We start from the raw sequence: 19,532 nt of genomic DNA, 5'->3' as shown, positions 1-19,532 counted from the left end.
AGGGAGAGCATTGCAATGAAAAAAGTCATTACCTACGGTTCGTTTGATTTGTTTCATGAAGGGCACTATCGTCTTTTGCAGCGTGCTAAAGAATTAGGGGATTATCTCATTGTCGGAGTAACAACTGAGCAATATGATGAGTATCGTGGGAAAATGAATGTTGTAGACTCGCTAATGGAACGGATTGAGAATGTTAAGGAAACAGGACTAGCCGACGAGATATTGATTGAGGATCATGTAGGGCAAAAAGTAGAGGACATTCAAAAGTATGGTATTGACATCTTTACTGTAGGCTCGGATTGGATGGGTAAATTTGATTTTCTAGAGCAATATTGCAAAGTTGTTTATCTGGAACGAACTAAAGGAATATCGAGCACTCTAAAACGCCAAAGAAACTATAAAATCGTAAGACTAGGGGTTATTGGTACTGGTAGAATAGCTGTTAGGTTTGCTCCTGAAGTGAAATATGTAAGCGGAGCAAGTCTTGAAGGGGTTTTCAACCCAAGGATTGAAAGTGCAAAAAAGTTTGCAGAAAAATTTGAACTTAAATTTGCTACGGATAATCTTGAAACCTTTTTTGATAAAATTGATGCCGTTTATATTGCTTCACCGCACCATACACACTATGACTACATAAAGCAGGCTCTAAAACATGGAAAGCATGTGCTTTGTGAAAAACCATTGGTATTAAGTTTCAATCAAGCTAAAGAAGTGTATGAATCAGCACACGAGAAGGGGCTTACTCTTTTGGAGGCAATTAAGACTGCCTATTCACCGGGATTTCTACAGCTACTAGCAATAGCAAGGAGTGGACAGATTGGTCGGATTCGTGATGTAGAGGCATGTTTCACTAAACTCGTATCGGGGGATGTTAGGGAATTACGAGTTGATGAATACGGTGGGAGTGTTACAGAGCTTGCTAGCTATCCCTTGCTTGCGATTGTGAAGCTGCTAGGAACTGAGATTACGGATTTTAGATTCGATACATTTATAGATGAACATGGTGTTGATATGTTCACTAAAATATATCTTCAATATGATCATGCGTTTTCGACAGCGAAGGTGGGTCTAGGAGTTAAATCTGAGGGGGATTTGCTGATTTCTGGAACTAAGGGGTATATCAATGTTAAGGCTCCATGGTGGAAAACACAGCAGTTTGAAGTGTGTTATGAAAATGTACAGAACAATGAAAAATTCTTTTCGAAGTTTGAAGGTGAAGGCCTTCGTTATGAGTTAAGTGATTTCATCTCAATAATTAATGGGAATGATAAAAAGGGGTTTAAGTTAACCCCGAAAGAATCCATTGCAATCTCTAGTATTATTGAGGCGTTTATTACGAGGCAGAATACAACCATAATCAAAGCTTAGCATTCAAATAGTGATATAGTAAAAGGAGAACAAGTCAAATGGGCGAAAAAGTCAAGGTTATCATATTTGGTGCTGGCAATGGAGGATCAAGGGTTTTTTATCTTTTAGATCAACAATATGAAGTAATAGCTTTCGCAGATAATAACTTAGCCAAGCAAGGGAGATCTTTATATTCGAAGCCGATAATAAGTCCTGAACGGATCAATAACTATTCATATGATTATATTATCATTGCTAACCTTCAAAGTGAGTCGATTATTACCCAGCTCGTAGATGATAATGATGTGAGCAGAGATAAAATTATTGATTTCTATAGAAATCAAATGTTTGATTCTCGTATAGCCTCCCTTCGTTTAGCAGCAGATGAAATATATGAGAATCAAGTTCAAGGGAATGTCGCAGAGTTAGGTGTATATAAGGGGGATTTTGCAAAATATATTAACGAGTCATTTTATGATCGAAAACTTTACCTCTTTGATACATTTAATGGTTTCGATGAAAAAGATATTCTTACTGAAAAAGAAGGTAAGTTTTCGAATGCTTCTGCGGGTGAGTTTAAAAATGAAGATGTACAATTAGTTCTTAACAAAATGTCTCATCCTGAGAATTGTATCGTAAAGAAGGGTTACTTTCCTGAATCAGCGATAGATACTGATGATTCTTTTGCTTTTGTAAGTCTTGACGTGGACTTGTACGGACCAATATTAGAAGGGTTGAGATTTTTTTATCCACGATTGAATGAAGGAGGGTATATATTTATTCATGATTATAATAGTACCCGATTTCATGGAGTGAAAAAAGCAGTTAGAGAATATTGTAAATCAGTTAATGCTAAGTATGTTCCTATTAGTGATATTTGTGGAAGTGTGATAATAGTAAAATAAGTGATTAGCAGGTAACATTATAGGGGGACAAGCATGAATCTCAACATGAAGAAAAGGATAATTGGGTTATTAGGTACTGTCTCTGAGTACTTAGTTATACTAGATCGGTTAAAGAATCCAAATAATACGATTAGGGAATGTTTAACTGCTCTCAATTCAATAAATGAAAAATTAATGCTGGAGGAGATTTGTCCAGATGAAATTCTGGAAATGTTGACAAACATTCTAGAAAGTCTAAAAGAAATCCAAAAGAAATCCTTTATAGATACAAACAAAGTCACTGTACTACATGAGCAGATGCTCTCATTGAAAACTATGATTATAGAAAAAATCGACGCTAAGTTGAATATCGTTTTTTTTCCTTATAAAGTCTCGATGTGGGATAGTCTAGAGAGTGTGTATGAAGCCGCTGTTAAGGATAAGGATTGCACCGTTCGTGTAGTTCCTATTCCTTACTACCGAGTATCAGGAAATGGTGAGGTCATCTCAACATATGAGGGAGATCGTTTTCCTCATAATATCCCCATAACTCATTTTGATGAATATAGTTTTGAAAATGAACGTCCAGATATCGTCTTTGTCCATAATATATATGATAATTACAATACCCTTACTCGTGTTGATGAAAGATTTTTCACTTCGAATATAAAGAAATATACTGATATGCTAGTATATATTCCATATCATATATCCTCCTTCATTTTACCGAAACCGGGAGATACTAGATTAGCATATAGTTTAGCAACTATTAAAAATGTAGACAGAATTATCTTAGCTGCAGATTTTTTAAAGGCTGCAGCTATTAATGAAGGGGTACCAGCCGAGAAACTACTTGTATTAGGCTCGCCAAAATTCGATGCTATGTTGAGAGCTTTGCACGAAGATACATGCTGCAATACAGAATGGAAAGATAAGCTCCAGGGGAAAATCGTATATTTAATAAATACAGGATGTCTTTATTTTTCAGAAGACCCGTTCAAGTCGCTGGAGAAATTAGTGGATTTATTTAATATATCGCGTATGGATGAGAAAAATGTTGTTATTTGGAGACCGCATCCATTAACTAAAACTTCGATAGCAAAGTATACACCATATTTTGCAGATTACTATAAACAGTTAACAGAAGATTGTCTTAATAATGAGAAGAATCCCCTTTATGAAAATATTATATTCGATGAGAGCGACAACTACTTTGCAGCTTTGAAGGCGGCAGATGTGTTAATTAGTACCGAAGGGTCACTTCTCAGATCATACTTGCTAACTGAGAAAAAAATATTGTACTGGGATGAAAAGTTACCTGGTGAATCGGCTGTTCCTTCAGATACATTTTATTATGTATATGATTCTAGAGAACCGTGGTATAAATTAGTGAAAAGATTTTCTCAGGGTGATGATCCATTAGCAGATAAACGTAAAGGTATTGCTAGTAAAGCATATGTTAATGTCGATGGATCTTCTGGCCTGAATATATTTAATACGATAAAAGAAAGTTTGTTTATCTAGAGACAGGTTCTTTTTGTATGCCTGTTTCATCCCGTCTCTCTCTCTGGTTAAAATGGGTGAATTAGCCGGAGATGTGACAGTGGGTATCACACTTTATTTGTAATCAAGGGAATGTTATTGCAAGGTCAAGTGTAATGCTTCAACACAGAGACGAGTTTTCGAACACTTCTTCGATCCAATCCTTAGAATTCGAGATTGTTGAAGGCGCTCGTGATTCGCAAGTTAGCTAAAATAGCCAAATTATAATTGTTGGGGCACAGCCGACCAGCATAAAAACTGAATGGATGTTTAAACAATTCAAAACTTGTGTCGAAGACTCTGGAACTTCCGGGGTCTTTTTTGTCGAAACTTCACAACACTTCTGGAATTTCAATCAAGTCCTTTAGCAATAAAAGATAGAAGTCATAATAAAATAATCCTCGAAACTAGGAATATATACATAGACAAAAATGGGATGAAGTGCTAAATTACTAGTATAAAAGAACCAATATAATACTATAGGAGGATAAAAATTGAAGAAAACTAGTAATTTATTGCTAATTCTATCTCTGTTTTTAAGTTTAGCTTTTATCAACCCAGCAGTTGTCAAAGCAGCAACTCAGTATACTGGGGGGCTACTGGATGGAGAGACGGTACAAATTGGATCTTCTGTAGGACAATCATCATCTCTAGCTACACAGTTGACAGATAATGATCCATCGACCTCAGTAGTTCTTGCTAACGGCAATCTCGCTTGGTACACGTTTCCTGCCCCAGTTGAGATTTCTGCGGTCATTGCCAAATATACGAATCCAGTAGCGGTTGAGTTTTATGATGTGAATAATAACTTACTACAAAGATATGAAATATTAAGCAGTGATGGAGTTCAAACGCTTCCGGCTCCGGTACAAAATGTTTCAACAGTTGCGTTGAAATATACGGGAGCTAATTCGAGAGTTTACGAGTGGAATGTGTTTACAACACCTTTAACGGCTCCGTTGCCAACAGCGATTACCTGGATTCAAGGCGGTGATCGGGTAGCTAAACTGGAATGGACGGCGAATGGAGCAGAGTCGTACAATGTTAAGCGTGCTACTTCTCCAGGTGGACCTTATGCAGTAATTGCGAATGTTAAAGGAACCACATATTCTGATAACACCGTAACCAATGGAACGACATATTATTATGTAGTTTCTGCGGTGAATCAGGCAGGGGAAAGCAGCAACTCGCCTGAGAAGAGTATCAAAATTGAGGCAACGAAGTACACGGGAGGTTTGCTTGATTGGGTTACTTTGCAAGTAGGCAAGTCGATATCCAGTCCGACAGGAACTGCGCGAGAACTGACGGATAACAATATATCTACTACTAAGGTCATGAGCAATGGGGAATTTGTGTGGCATACTTTCCCTGCCCCAGTTGAGATTTCTGCGGTCATTGCCAAATATACGAATCCAGTAGCGGTTGAGTTTTATGATGTGAATAATAACTTACTACAAAGATATGAAATATTAAGCAATGATGGAGTTCAGACGCTTCCGGCTCCGGTACAAAATGTTTCAACCGTTGCGTTGAAATATACGGGAGCTAATTCGAGAGTTTACGAATGGAATGTGTTTGCGGCTCCATTAACGGCTCCGTTGCCAACAGCGATTACCTGGATTCAAGGCGGTGATCAGGTAGCGAAACTGGAATGGACGGCAAACGGAGCAGAGTCGTACAATGTTAAGCGTGCTACTTCTCCAGGTGGACCTTATGCAGTAATTGCGAATGTTAAAGGAACCACATATTCTGATAACGCGGTAACCAATGGAACGACATATTATTATGTAGTTTCTGCGGTGAATCAGGCAGGGGAAAGCAGCAACTCGCCTGAGAAGAGTATCAAAATTGAGGCAACGAAGTACACGGGAGGCTTGCTTGATTGGGTTACTTTGCAAGTAGGCAAATCGATATCCAATCCGACAGGAATTGCACGAGAACTGACGGACAACAATATATCTACTACTAAGGTCATGAGCAATGGGGAATTTGTGTGGTATACATTCCCTTCCCCGGTTGAGGTTTCTGGCGTCGTTGCAAAGTATACTAATCCAGTAGCGGTTGAATTTTATGATGTAAACAATAACCTGCTACAGAGATACGAACTATCTACCAATGATGCTGTAGAGACGCTACCAGCCCCCGTACCAGATGTATCGACAGTTGTTTTAAAATACACGGGAGCCAATTCAAGAGTTTACGAATGGAATGTGTTTGGGAAAGGCGGGGAATTGCCTCCAGAGGCACCATTTAATTTAGTTTCTACTGCCGGTAATAAAAACGTTGTTTTACATTGGGGCAGCAGTTCTAACAATGCCGCCACAAGCTTTAATGTAAAGCGAGCCACGGTATCTGGCGGACCGTATGCTGTAATTGGAACCGTAACAGGAAATACTTACAGTTACACAGATAGCAATGTTATGAATGGCACTACATATTATTATATTGTTACCGCGGTTACTGCAGCAGGTGAAAGTGGCGATTCAAATGAAGCTTCGGCTACACCGAAGGTAGTAAATCCTCCAGGTCCTGGTAATGGCCAAGAAGGAGAGCGGGCTTTGCTTCGTCTTATCCTTTTAAATGGCATCGATAGAGAGTACGACTTATCCATGACGGAGGTGAATGCCTTCATTAACTGGTATGAAGAACGTGCCAACGGCGTTGGAACAGCTACGTATGGTATCAATAAATACAATAATAATAAAGGACCGTTTGTAAATCGTAAGGATTATGTATTCTATGATAAGATTATTACGTTTGAAGTGAATTCTTATGATACGGGGACAAGTGCACCGGAAACCCCACCCTATGATCCGGGTGCCCATTAAGACGGAATGTATCTATAGTATTTATGCTCTTGGAGGTGCCGTAGGCGCTGCCAAGAGCATTTTTTGACATAACTTTAATTTAGCTTAATGAGGATCCTTTCACTACGTTTTTGTATAATTTGGACAGGTATTTTTCTGAAGAACTTGGTTCATTATATTTTTTACCGGGTAAATAACCCTAAATCTATTTTGTCCGCAAACTATTTTTGCCCGCCAACTCTGGCCTGAAGCCAAGTCGACATTTTTCCGGTTTTTTTGCAAAAGAAAACCTTTTCCTTGGTAATTGACACTGGATAAGTCGGGTGCTATAGTCGGAAATGTGGACAATTAGTGTCACACTTTATTTGACAATGAAGGGAATGTTAGTGCATGCAAGGTAAAGTGAAATGGTTCAACGCAGAGAAAGGTTATGGCTTCATCGAGACTGAGGACGGCGGCGACGTATTCGTGCATTTCTCCGCGATCCAATCCGAGGGCTTCAAGACTCTGGAAGAAGGACAATCCGTAGAATTCGAGATCGTTGAAGGCGCTCGTGGCCCGCAAGCAGCTAACGTAATCAAATTATAATCATCCCGGCACAGCCGACCTACATAAACGGTATAGATGATTAACAGTTCGAGATTCGCTAGCCCAAGACTCCGGTTCGTCCGGAGTCTTTTTTCTGTGCGCCGCCCCCTTTAAAATATTGTGCTAAAATTCACAATTCTGACTTTTTACATAGCCTTAACAAAATGCTATAATGAAGGTGCAAAGGAGGAGTGCCCAATGCAATTCACTATCCGAGGTCAACAAATTGAAGTGACCGATGCTTTGAAAGACTATGTTGACAAGAAACTCAGCAGGCTAGATAAGTATTTTGATGCACCCCCCACCTCCGAAGGATATGTCACACTGAATGTCATTCGAGGATTGCACACAGTGGAAGTGACCATTCCGCTCACAGGCGTGGTACTGCGTGCGGAAGACCGAAGCGATGATATGTACGCTTCCATTGACGCTGTTGTGGACAAGTTGGAACGTCAGATTCGCAAGCACAAAACCAAGCTGAACCGTAAGATCAAGCAAGAGGGCGGACTGAAGACGCTCATTGCGGCGAACGGAGCAGCGGCAACCAGTCAGATGGAGGCAGAGCAAGTCGAGTATGACGAGGACAATTACGAAGTTGTCCGTACGAAACGTTTTACCATGAAGCCGATGGACGTGGAAGAAGCGATCCTGCAGATGAACATGGTAGGCCATAATTTCTTCGTATTTTCCAACATTGACACACAAGAAGTAAATGTCGTTTACAAGCGTGATGACGGCAAGTACGGATTGATCGAGCGGGACTAAGTTTTTAAACGGCATTCCAAACGGAATGCAGAGGCAGTTGGACCTGATCGAATTTTAAATTTTAAACGTTGAAATGAAATTGAAATGTAAGATGAGCCTTCATCCGTGTAAGCGGGTGGGGCTCTTTATTTGGATATATACGTTTTCGATGCGATAGGCATCGTAAAGACGCTGGCATATGATGGTAAGCCCATCGGAGTGTGCTGAATAGTGCAATCATTTTTTCAATGAGGTGGCTCTTAGGGGACTACGAGGCCGTTTCTTTAACAGCTTCAGGTACAACGTCTTAAGGACTTCCTATATAAGAGGATTAACGTTCGGTTAGCCACGATTCAGCGATAGTTCTAGGGCGGAGTCTTTGTTGTTTTCGGACAATGAGAGATGAATATTTGGCACCCACTTAGATGTAGAGTTTCATTTATGAAATGAATATACTTCCATTGGTTATGACTGGGTAAATGCTCCACGCAACTTTTTTGAGCCTTCCCGCGTCTCATAGAGTAAGGGCTTCACGTAACAGACATCTCTTGTGATAGCACATATTGTTGCGGCATCCCTTACAAACTGTTACAATTTATGCAAACCCTCATTTTATGGGACGGGCTTTTTAGCCTGCATGAAGTGGGACCATCATAAGGAATCAATGAATCGATTTCATCATTTAACCCTTTGGCATTTAATGAAGTTGATTCTATCACTTGTTTTGCACGAAAGGGGTTAACCATGCTAGGACTTGTCAAAAAGATATTCGGCGACACCAACGAGCGTGATGTCAAACGGCTCATGAAGACGGTCGATGTAATCAACAAACTGGAACCGGATTTTGAGAAGCTCTCCGATGAGCAGCTGCAATCCAAAACCGAAGAGTTCCGTTCGCGGATCGAGAAAGGTGAGACGCTGGAGGAATTGCTTCCTGAAGCGTTTGCGACAGTTCGTGAAGCTTCCAGACGGACACTCGGCAAGCGTCACTATGACGTGCAGCTGATCGGAGGAATGGCCCTCCACGAAGGCAGAATTGCAGAGATGAAGACCGGTGAAGGTAAGACCCTTGTAGGTACGCTGCCGGTTTACTTAAATGCCCTGCTTGGCAAAGGTGTTCACGTTGTAACGGTCAATGATTATCTGGCGCAGCGTGACAGCCAAGAGATGGCGCAAATATATAATTTCCTGGGAATGACGGTCGGGGTTAACCTGAGCGGCATGGAACACCCGGATAAACAGCAGGCATATGCTTGCGATATTACGTACGGAACGAACAATGAGTTCGGCTTTGACTATCTGCGGGATAACATGGTCCTCTACAAAGAGCAGATGGTTCAGCGCCCACTCTATTTCTGTATTATTGATGAAGTGGACTCCATCCTGGTTGACGAAGCGCGTACGCCGCTCATCATCTCGGGTCAAGCTCAGAAATCGACCGAGCTGTATTTTGCCGCTGACCGTTTCGTGAAGCGTCTGACTGCGGAAGAGGATTATACGGTAGACATTAAAGTCAAATCCGTGGCCTTAACTGAAAAAGGTGTGGCGCTTGCGGAGCGTTCCTTCGGTATCGACAACCTGTATGACCATAACCACGTAACCTTGAACCACCACATTGTACAAGCGCTGAAAGCGAACGTGATCATGCGCCGCGATGTGGATTACGTTGTTACTGACGATGAAGTGGTCATCGTTGATGAATTTACGGGACGTCTGATGGCTGGACGCCGCTACAGCGACGGACTCCACCAGGCGATTGAAGCGAAGGAAGGCATCGAGGTTCAGAATGAGAGCATGACCCTTGCAACCATCACCTTCCAGAACTACTTCCGGATGTATCGCAAGCTGGCAGGTATGACCGGTACGGCTAAAACCGAGGAAGAAGAATTCAAGAAGATTTATGGTCTTGAAGTGCTGCAAATTCCTACGAACAAACCGAATCAGCGTATCGACATGCCGGATGTGGTTTACAAGAGCGAAGAGGGCAAGTTTAAGGCGGTTGTAGCTGAGATCGTGGAGCGTCACAAAAAGAACCAGCCTATTCTGGTGGGTACGGTTTCCATCGAGAACTCCGAGCGTTTATCGGAAATGCTGAAGCGCAAAGGCGTCCAGCATAAAGTTCTGAATGCGAAGTACCATGCGGAGGAAGCGGAAATCATCTCCCGCGCCGGTCAGCCGGGATCGGTAACGATCGCGACGAACATGGCGGGACGCGGTACGGATATTTTGCTTGGTGAAGGCGTACAGGATATTGGCGGGCTTCACATTATCGGTACGGAACGCCACGAATCGCGCCGGATCGATAACCAGCTGCGTGGTCGTGCCGGTCGTCAGGGTGACCCGGGGTCGACTCAGTTCTATCTGTCCCTCGGCGATGAGCTGATGAAACGTTTTGGTACGGACAACGTGCTGAACATGATGGAGCGTCTTGGTTTTGAAGAAGACCAGCCGATTGAGAGCAAAATGATTACCCGTGCGGTTGAATCCGCGCAGAAGCGGGTAGAAGGCAATAACTTCGACATGCGTAAAGTCGTTCTCCAATATGATGACGTCATGAACCAGCAGCGTGAGATCATCTACAAACAGCGCCGCGAGATCTTGGAGTCCCAAGACATTAAGCAAATCGTTGTAGAGATGATTAAGCCGGTCATTGATCGTGTCGTTCAGGCTCACTGCAGCGATGACATTCCGGAGAACTGGGAACTGCAAGAAGTGGCAGACTACGTCAACAGCAAGCTGCTGGACGAGGGTGCCGTTACCCGCGAAGATCTGTGGGGTAAAGAAGCAGAAGAGCTTACCGAGTACATCTTCGATCGCGTGATGAAGAAGTACGAAGAGCGTGAGCAAGCCATCGGCGAAGAAATGGTTCGCGAGTTCGAGAAGGTTATCGTGCTGCGTGCGGTAGACAGTAAGTGGATGGATCATATCGATGCAATGGACCAATTGCGTCAAGGTATTCACCTTCGTGCTTACGGCGGTACCGATCCGCTTCGCGAATACCAATTCGAAGGCTTCGAAATGTTTAATGCCATGATCGCGACGATCCAGGAAGAAGTGGCGACGTACATCATGAAGGCCCAAATCGCGACGAATCAGGAGCGTCAAGCCGTTGTGGACGAGAACAAAGTCTCCACGAACAGCAGCAGCGAACCTGCCGAGAAGCGTCCGGTCCAAGTGGCTGAACAGATTGGCCGGAATGATGCATGCCCTTGCGGCAGCGGCAAGAAATATAAGCACTGCCATGGACAGAACGCATAAGCGATACGGCCTATTGGCGATGAATATAATATAAGAAAAGCATCCATCGACGCGCTTTTACAGCAGTCGGATCGCGTGTAGAGGATCATTTTCTTGCGATGATCGAATTTGTTCAGTTTCGCTAAAACCGACGAATTCGGTGATTCTTATAAGCCCGTCCAGAATATGGGCGCGAACTTTTCAACTCCCTTAAGAGCGGCAGATGAACCGGGTGATTGTGGTCTATTCCACCGTGATCCGGAATCACTGCTGCGCTTAAGGGAGTTTATCTGAATAAACAGCGAAACCTGTTGTGAAGCGATGTGACATGGATTTTCTCTTGAAATGGAACGTTTTTCATACAGGAGAGGGTATACTGAAATTATTACATGAAGATAAGAAAGGACGAGGACTCATGATCGATCCAAGTGTGAAGCAGGACCTGCGTGAAATTAGCAAGAAACTAACCAATCTTAGGGGGTCTCTTTGACTTAGATTTAAAGCAGGAGATGATTGAGAACTTTGAAGAGAAGATGGCGGCCCCGGATTTCTGGGACGACAATGAGAAAGCGCAGGCGCTCATTGCCGAGATGAATGCCGTGAAGTCATCCGTGGATCAATATCTGAAGCTGCAAGCGGATTACGACGATGCCGTCGTGATGATCGAGCTGGCGGATGAAGAAGGCGATGACTCTCTTGCGGGAGAAATTGGAGAGACGATCAAGGACCTGGTTGGGCGTGTAGAAGAGTTTGAACTCCAACTGCTGTTGAACCAGCCTTACGATAAAATGAATGCCATCCTTGAGCTGCATCCGGGCGCGGGGGGTACCGAGTCGCAGGACTGGGGCCAAATGCTGCATCGCATGTATACGCGTTGGGCGGAAAAACGCGGCTTCAAGGTAGAGACGCTGGATTATTTGCCTGGGGATGAAGCGGGAATCAAAAGCGTGACGCTGCTCATTAAGGGCTACAATGCTTATGGGTATTTGAAGGCGGAAAAAGGCGTGCATCGCCTGGTTCGGATCTCCCCGTTCGATTCTTCCGGCCGTCGCCATACCTCATTTGTGTCCTGTGACGTCGTTCCGGAGATTAACGATGAGATTGAACTGGACATCCGCACGGAGGACCTGAAGATTGATACTTACCGTGCGAGCGGCGCCGGTGGTCAGCATATCAATACGACGGACTCGGCCGTACGGATCACTCACTTGCCAACCGGTGTGGTCGTAACCTGTCAGAATGAACGGTCCCAGATTAAGAACCGTGAGCGTGCGATGACCATGCTTCGTTCCAAGCTCTACGAGCGCAAGATTGAAGAGCAGCAGAAGGAATTGGCGGAAATCCGCGGCGAGCAGTCCGACATCGCATGGGGCAGCCAGATCCGCTCGTATGTTTTCCATCCGTACAGCATGGTGAAAGACCATCGTACACAGGTGGAGACCGGTAATATAGGAGCCGTCATGGACGGGGATCTGGATGCTTTTATCGATGGATATTTGCGCAGCCAGATCAAGCAGGAAGTCGAGTAGGACGTTGAGGAGAGATTTGAAGAACTATGGCGCAATCCGCTGGCAATCCATCGATTAACAAAAGAAAAAGAGAACCCCTGATTCCGATCAACGGTCCCCTTCGACAGACGGTGGACACCGTTTTTATCATCATCGGCTCCTTTATTATGGCGCTGTCATTTAATCTGTTTTTCTTGCCCAACCACATCGCCTCAGGCGGTGTGTCCGGATTGTCGGTTCTCGCGCAAGCATGGCTCGGCATTGAACCGGCCTTTACGCAGTGGGCGCTCAATATCCCCTTGTTTGTGCTCGGCTTCTGGCTGCTAGGACGTGACTATGGCATTCGTTCCCTTTTGGGAAGCGTGGTTTTGCCATTGTTCGTATTTTTGACCAAGGACTGGCCGATTCCAACCTCCAATCCCCTCTTGGCTTCCATCTATGGCGGGATCGGCGTCGGGATCGGCATGGGGCTGGTCTATCGCGGCAGGGGTTCAACCGGTGGATTGACCATCGTGGCTCAGCTCCTGCAAAAATACAGCGGCCTCAGCTTCTCCCTTTGCGTCGTGCTCTTGGATGCGATTGTGATCTCTTCGGCAGCCCTCGTGCTGTCGCTGGAGCAGGCGTTGTACGCACTCATTGGACTGTACGTGACAGGCAAAGTGATTGATGCGATTGAGCTGGGCTTTAGCTTCACCAAGGTGGCTTACATTATATCCGATCATACGGAGCCGATAACCAAGGCCATCCTCGAGGACCTCGACCGTGGATTAACCAAGCTGACCGCAGAGGGAGGCTATACGGGTGAACACCGGACGGTTCTGATGGTTGTGGTCGGACAGAGTGAAATTCCACGTCTGAAGACGGTGGTACAATCGGTGGACCCGAATGCGTTTGTCATCATTAGCAATGCCCATGAGGTATTGGGTGAGGGCTTCCGCAATATTAAGGCGTAAAACAATAAAAGCTGTGTCGAGAGGTTCTCGGCACTTGAAGAGGCGGTGTATATCACCGTCTCTTTTTTTTGTGGACTATAGAATGTATAAGTTTTCAGCGAAGCTGAACCGTTCGTTGAGTTGCAAGCAAAGCTTCCTCTAAACGTGGTCTGTCCTCTGTGAAGTGCGTCGATAGTCGTTTTTCCGAATGGGATCTACTGTCCGGTGGGAGCCAAGCCGATATGCCTTGAATTTTCCTTTATTTTTCTAGCAAAGAGCATATAATGGTATCTAATATTGTTCAGGGGGTAGGAGATTATGGAAATCGAACGGATCTTTGCTAATTTGCCGGTGCTGGAAACCGAACGCCTGAGGCTTCGCAGAATATCGATGCAGGATGCGGACCAGATGTATGCCTATGCCTCTGATGATGAGGTTGCCAAGTACGTAACATGGGAAACTCACCGCTCGATCAACGACAGTAAGAAATTCATCCAGTTTATACTTGTCCAGTATGCCAAGCATGATATTGCCCCTTGGGGAATCGAGCTGAAGGAAAGCGGACGTCTGGTCGGGACGGTGGATTTCGTATGGTGGAAACCCGAACAGCAGAGTGCCGAGATTGGATATGTACTCGCGCGGGATTGTTGGGGACAAGGTCTCATGACGGAAGCTGCTTCTGCTCTACTGAAGCTCGGTTTTGGTGAAATGGATCTTGTGCGCATCCAAGCGCGTTGCATAGAAGGGAATATCGGCTCTCAGCGTGTGATGGAGAAGATCGGCATGTCCTATGAGGGGACGTTGAGGAAGGGGATAAAGACCAAAGGGCGGCATTGGGACCTCAAATTATACTCCATTCTAAAAGAAGAATATGAAACTCTTTAGCATTTGTAGGCGATTGGAATTATTGTGCAATGGGATCAAATTTGAATAATCCATTGTATTTATATGAATACAGTCGTATAATAATACATATTTATGAGACGGATAAAGTCAATGAATACCTAGGAATAAAGCGTGTGCTAACGCAGGAGACAAAAACTCCGAAGAAGACCATTACCAGCTTGACTGCTTCTTGAAGTAAAAATGATATCAAGAAGCACCAGTAGACACGCGTGGTTTTTGATAACCCATCATATGATGAGGATAGCATCAGCGGCAGCGTGATCGATCGGATGAAGGAAACGGAATGAGCATGGCGTACAGATGAAGGATGGATGAATGGGACCTTGCATAAGGTCCTTCAGCTGTTCCTTGGGGAGAGGGATGAGGAGAAATGACGGACACAAACATAGTAAAAGTAGCTATTGTAGGATCTACCGGCTACGGTGGCGTGGAACTGATCCGGCTGCTGCAAGCACACCCGCGCGTTGAGATTACATCGGTAATCTCGTCTTCAACTGCAGGCGTACCGATATCGGACGGTTTTCCGCATTTGACAAATATCATGACCCAGAACCTGGATGGCGTTAACCCGGCGGAAATCGCTGAGGTGGCAGACCTGGTGTTCGCGGCCACGCCTTCGGGCGTCAGTGCCAAGCTGGTGCCGGAGCTGCTGGATGCAGGCCTGAAGGTCATTGATCTGTCGGGAGATTTTCGCTTAAAAGACGGGGCAGTGTATGAACAGTGGTATAAGCATACGGCTCCGAGTGCGGAACTATTGGAGAAAGCCGTATACGGTCTATGCGAAGTGTTTGGCGAAGAGGTCCGCGATGTCGATTTCATCTCCAATCCGGGCTGCTATCCGACAGCGACGCTGCTCGGGCTGATTCCGGCCATCAGCGCGGGATGGATTGATGCCTCTTCCCTTATTATCGATGCCAAATCCGGCGTATCCGGTGCAGGCCGGGGAACGAGTTTGATGACGCATTATGCCGAGATCAATGAGAACTTCAAAGCCTATAAGGTGAATAAACACCAGCATATTCCCGAGGTTGAGCAGGTATTGACTCAGGTGGCGGGCGAACCGATTACCGTTACCTTTACCACCCATTTGGTGCCGATGACGAGGGGAATCATGACCACCATGTATGCCACGCTGAATGGTCCATACACGGAAGAGGATTTTATTGAACTGTATCGCCAGTATTTCAAGGATCGCAAGTTTGTGAGAATCCGGGACTTGGGCGTATGGCCTGCGACAAAAGAAGTCAGCGGGTCCAATTACTGCGACATCGGATTCGCGGTAGATGCGCGTACGAACAGAGTGACCATTATATCGGTCATTGACAACGTGGTGAAGGGTGCGGCCGGTCAGGCAATCCAGAACCTGAATTTGATGATGGGATGGGAGGAGAGCCTCGGACTTACGTTTACGCCGATTTATCCGTAAGCGGCTGGGGATACAGACATGGGAGAGAATATGTTTGCGATTATTGATGGGGGCAGCATCGTAACGCCGCAAGGCTTCAAAGCTGCCGGACTCCACTGTGGACTTAAGAAGACCGACCGTAACGATCTGGGTGTCATTGTATGTGACGTGCCTGCCGTGGCGGCAGCTGTATATACGACGAATCTGTTTCAAGCGGCACCGCTGAAGGTAACGCGTGAAAGCCTGCAGGACGGCAAGCTTCGCGCGATTGTCGTGAACAGCGGGAATGCCAATGCCTGTACGGGTAAGCAGGGTGAAGAGGATGCTTACACGATGCGTGCCAATACGGCTGCGCAATTCGGCCTGGACGAGAACGATGTGGCCGTCGCCTCAACGGGAGTCATCGGGGAACTGCTGAAGATGGACCGCGTTTCCTCAGGGATTGCTGGCCTGCCTGCACGACTTAGCGGCGGAAGCGAAGGGGCTGAGAGCTTCAGCCAAGCGATTTTGACAACCGATCTCGTGAAAAAGGAAGCCTGCGTGACCGTTCAAGTTAACGGTACGAAGGTGACTATCGCCGGAACAGCGAAGGGGTCAGGGATGATTCATCCGAACATGGCGACCATGCTCGGATTTATGACGACAGATGCGGTCATTGGTCAGGAAGCGCTGCAGCTGCTGCTGCGCGAAACGACCAATCTGACCTTTAATATGATTACGGTGGATGGCGATACGAGCACCAACGATATGCTGGTTGCGATGGCTAGCGGCATGGCGGGGCACGACATGCTTTCGCCGGAGCACCCGGATTGGGATGCATTCGCAGCTGGCTTCCATTATGTTTGCCAGCAGCTGGCGAAGGCGATCGCGCGTGACGGAGAGGGAGCTTCCCGCCTGATCGAGGTTCGCGTGGGCGGTGCTGAAAGCGATGATGACGCGCAAGCGATTGCCAAGACGATCATTGGCTCCAGCCTGGTCAAATCCGCCGTATTCGGCGCAGATGCCAACTGGGGACGCATTATTGCGGCTGTCGGCCGTGCGGGCCGTCCGGTTAATCCGGAGACGGTCGATATTGCCATAGGCCCGATTTCGGTGCTGGAGCAGTCAAGACCCGTTGCTTTTGACGAAGATGCAGCTCTGGTTTACCTTCAGGGAGACACCGTGGATATTGACGTGAAGCTGCATATCGGAAATGGCTCGGCTACGGCCTGGGGCTGTGATTTAACTTATGATTATGTCCGCATTAATGCGGCTTATCGTACTTAGATAATCAAACATTCAGTAGGACGGAGGAGACGGATATGAAGAGCACGATCGATCAAAAGGTTACGCTGCCGGGTCAAACATCAGGTGCGGATACGTTCGTGATGAAATGCGGCGGCAGCACGCTCGCGGCCCTTCCTGACAGCTTCTTCGAGGATTTGAAGAATCTGCAGCAAAAGGGAGTTAACCCCGTTATCGTTCATGGTGGCGGACCCGCGATCTCCGGCAATCTGGAGAAGCTTGGCATCGAGACCGAGTTCGTGAACGGGCTGCGCAAGACGACGGAGGATGTGCTGGACGTTGTGGAGATGGTACTTGCGGGCACCATCAATAAGCAGATCGTACGACGGATTCAAAGCGTAGGCGGCTCTGCCATCGGTTTATCCGGCTCGGACGGCGGGCTGATCGAGGCCAAACCGGTGACGAACCACGCGGAGGTCGGCTGGGTCGGCGACGTTACGTTTGTGAAGTCATCCATCCTGAGCGGCGTGCTGGAGATGGGATACATGCCGGTGGTTGCACCGATCGGGGTGGATCAATCCGGTCAGCGCTACAATATCAATGCCGATACGGCGGCGGGTGCCGTGGCTTCTCATCTGGGCGTAAACCGGATGATCGTTGTCACTGACGTACCTGGAATTATGAAAGGATCGGGCGGCGAGAAGCGGGTGCTTCCAACCGTGACGGTTCAGGAGATCGAGGATATGATCGGGACAGGCGAAATCTACGGCGGCATGATACCGAAGGTCAGAGCGGCCATCAGCTGCATTCACGGCAAGGTGAGCGAGGTTGTCATCGTGGACGGAAGCGAGCCGAATGTACTGAGCCGCGTGCTTGGCGGAGAAGTGCTGGGTACGCGCATCGTGCGGATGTAAATTGAGATTAGAGATTATAGACAGAGCGGCTTCAACGGAGAAGGTGGAATTGTTCTGGAGAAGCAGCGCGGTCGCCTTTGCCCTCGGGTTTTAACCGCTGCAACCATTTCAATAAAATTCTGTGGGCAACAGGGATCGGAGGAATGGTCCGAATTCGCAGTGCTGGTTAAGCATAAATGGATGCCTTAATCGGGAGATGTTCCAAACGTGAAACACGAAGCTATGCCAAATGCAAAGGAGTGTGTGAAGGTTATGGGGAAAGAAACAGCAGCAGGCGGTGTTACAGCAGCGAATGAAAGCTCGTTGTTCCAGACGTACGCCAGATATCCAATCGCCCTGGTCAAAGGGGAAGGCAGCTGGTTATGGGACGCTCAAGGCAACAAATATCTTGATTTTATGGCAGGCCTGGCGGTAACGAATCTCGGCCATGCCCCGGTAAAAGTGAAAGAGAAGCTGAAGGCCCAGCTGGATGAATTGTGGCATGTCTCGAACCTGTTCCACATTCCCGGTCAGGAAAAAGCAGCCGAGCTGCTGACAGCGAACACCTGCGCGGATGCGGTTTTCTTCTGCAACAGTGGGGCGGAAGCGAACGAAGCGGCCATTAAGCTGGCGCGCCGCTACCATCAGAAGGTGAAGGGAACGGGGCGCTACGAGGTCATTACGTTTACGCAGTCCTTCCATGGACGGACGCTGGCTACGCTGACGGCCACCGGCCAGGATAAGGTAAAGGAAGGGTTCCTTCCGCTTCCGGCAGGCTTCAAAAGCGTTCCGCTGCATGACCTTCCGGCACTGGAAGCGGCTGTTAACGACAACACCGCTGCGATCATGATCGAAATGGTGCAGGCGGAGGGCGGTGTGCATCCGGTAGAGCCGGAGTTCCTTCAAGCCGTCACCGAGCTGTGCAAGAAGCATGGACTGCTGCTGATCGTGGACGAGGTGCAGACGGGCATGGGCCGGACCGGGAAGCTGTTTGCGCATGAGCATTACGGCATTGAGCCGGATATCTTTACCGTGGCCAAAGGGCTTGGCTCCGGGTTCCCGGTCGGCGCGATGCTGGGTAAAACTTACTTGCGCGAAGCCTTCACGGCAGGAAGCCATGCGACAACGTTTGGCGGCACACCGATTGCGAGCGCCGTTATCCAGGCCACTATCGAAACGATGCTGGAGGACAATGTGCCGCAGCGTGCGGCCGAAGCCGGAGAATATTTGATGACGAAGCTGAATGAGAGCCTCGGTAGTCATCCCTTTGTGAAGGCGATCCGGGGTAAAGGTCTGCTGATCGGCATCGAATGCGTTGAGCCGGTTGGCGAGCTGGTGCTGAAAGGGCAGAGCCGCGGGCTGCTGTTCGTAACGGCAGGACCGAATGTGATCCGGCTGCTTCCGAATCTGTACGTCACTAAAGAAGAGATCGACCAGGCGGTATCGATTGTTACGGAACTTATACATGAGCATACGGCGGTTAGCCAAGCATAGAAGAATCGTGCAGTGACATTT

The 19,532-nt window shown here is 46.7% G+C and carries 14 protein-coding genes; all 14 read left to right on the top strand.

Features of this window, described 5'->3' with window-relative positions:
• Window positions 1-15: 15 nt before the first annotated feature.
• The 14 genes from MKY82_RS31350 (at window position 16) to MKY82_RS31285 (ending at window position 19,511) form a co-directional block, all read left to right on the top strand.
• The gene (locus MKY82_RS31350; protein WP_339295017.1) at window positions 16-1,368 is read left to right on the top strand and encodes a Gfo/Idh/MocA family oxidoreductase; all 1,353 of its coding nucleotides are present in this window, start codon (window positions 16-18) and stop codon (window positions 1,366-1,368) included.
• A 38-nt stretch (window positions 1,369-1,406) separates the two neighbouring features.
• Window positions 1,407-2,252 (top strand): TylF/MycF/NovP-related O-methyltransferase, encoded by an 846-nt coding sequence (locus MKY82_RS31345; protein ID WP_339295016.1) that lies wholly within the window; start codon window positions 1,407-1,409, stop codon window positions 2,250-2,252.
• Window positions 2,253-2,285: 33 nt separating this feature from the next.
• Window positions 2,286-3,755 carry a hypothetical protein gene (locus tag MKY82_RS31340; protein WP_339295015.1) on the top strand — a complete coding sequence of 490 codons (1,470 nt, stop codon included), beginning with the start codon at window positions 2,286-2,288 and terminating at the stop codon, window positions 3,753-3,755.
• A gap of 512 nt (window positions 3,756-4,267) precedes the next feature.
• Window positions 4,268-6,601, top strand: a complete 2,334-nt coding sequence (locus MKY82_RS31335; RefSeq protein ID WP_339295014.1) for a hypothetical protein — start codon at window positions 4,268-4,270, stop codon at window positions 6,599-6,601.
• Between the two features lie 369 nt (window positions 6,602-6,970).
• A complete protein-coding gene (locus MKY82_RS31330; RefSeq protein WP_009594275.1) occupies window positions 6,971-7,168 on the top strand; it encodes a cold shock domain-containing protein in 198 nt (65 codons plus the stop codon).
• Between the two features lie 198 nt (window positions 7,169-7,366).
• Complete coding sequence (gene raiA / locus MKY82_RS31325; protein WP_071219789.1) at window positions 7,367-7,933, top strand: ribosome-associated translation inhibitor RaiA; 567 nt, start codon at window positions 7,367-7,369, stop codon at window positions 7,931-7,933.
• Window positions 7,934-8,656: 723 nt separating this feature from the next.
• Window positions 8,657-11,170 (top strand): preprotein translocase subunit SecA, encoded by a 2,514-nt coding sequence (gene secA, locus MKY82_RS31320; RefSeq protein ID WP_339295013.1) that lies wholly within the window; start codon window positions 8,657-8,659, stop codon window positions 11,168-11,170.
• Between the two features lie 394 nt (window positions 11,171-11,564).
• A protein-coding gene (gene prfB, locus MKY82_RS31315) for a peptide chain release factor 2 (RefSeq protein ID WP_113059739.1) occupies window positions 11,565-12,678 on the top strand; the annotation gives its coding sequence in 2 pieces (ribosomal slippage) (window positions 11,565-11,636 and window positions 11,638-12,678; 1,113 coding nt in all).
• 26 nt (window positions 12,679-12,704) lie between these two features.
• On the top strand, window positions 12,705-13,610 hold the full coding sequence (locus MKY82_RS31310) for a YitT family protein (protein WP_071219787.1): 906 nt from the start codon (window positions 12,705-12,707) through the stop codon (window positions 13,608-13,610).
• Between the two features lie 297 nt (window positions 13,611-13,907).
• Window positions 13,908-14,474, top strand: a complete 567-nt coding sequence (locus MKY82_RS31305) for a GNAT family protein (RefSeq protein WP_339295012.1) — start codon at window positions 13,908-13,910, stop codon at window positions 14,472-14,474.
• 391 nt (window positions 14,475-14,865) lie between these two features.
• The gene (gene argC / locus MKY82_RS31300) at window positions 14,866-15,921 is read left to right on the top strand and encodes an N-acetyl-gamma-glutamyl-phosphate reductase (RefSeq protein ID WP_071219785.1); all 1,056 of its coding nucleotides are present in this window, start codon (window positions 14,866-14,868) and stop codon (window positions 15,919-15,921) included.
• Between the two features lie 18 nt (window positions 15,922-15,939).
• Window positions 15,940-17,166 carry a bifunctional glutamate N-acetyltransferase/amino-acid acetyltransferase ArgJ gene (gene argJ, locus MKY82_RS31295; protein ID WP_339295011.1) on the top strand — a complete coding sequence of 409 codons (1,227 nt, stop codon included), beginning with the start codon at window positions 15,940-15,942 and terminating at the stop codon, window positions 17,164-17,166.
• Window positions 17,167-17,201: 35 nt separating this feature from the next.
• Window positions 17,202-18,038: an acetylglutamate kinase gene (gene argB / locus MKY82_RS31290; RefSeq protein ID WP_194539900.1), complete on the top strand. Its 837-nt coding sequence runs from the start codon at window positions 17,202-17,204 to the stop codon at window positions 18,036-18,038.
• Window positions 18,039-18,290: 252 nt separating this feature from the next.
• Entirely contained in the window at window positions 18,291-19,511 is a 1,221-nt protein-coding gene (locus tag MKY82_RS31285) for an acetylornithine transaminase (protein ID WP_339295010.1), read from the top strand.
• Window positions 19,512-19,532 lie beyond the last annotated feature (21 nt).

The sequence above is a fragment of the Paenibacillus sp. FSL W7-1279 genome (assembly GCF_037969845.1).
Lineage (GTDB): Bacteria > Bacillota > Bacilli > Paenibacillales > Paenibacillaceae > Paenibacillus_AQ.
The sequence above is the reverse complement of the archived record's forward strand: the minus strand, read 5'-3'. Positions and strand labels throughout refer to the sequence as shown.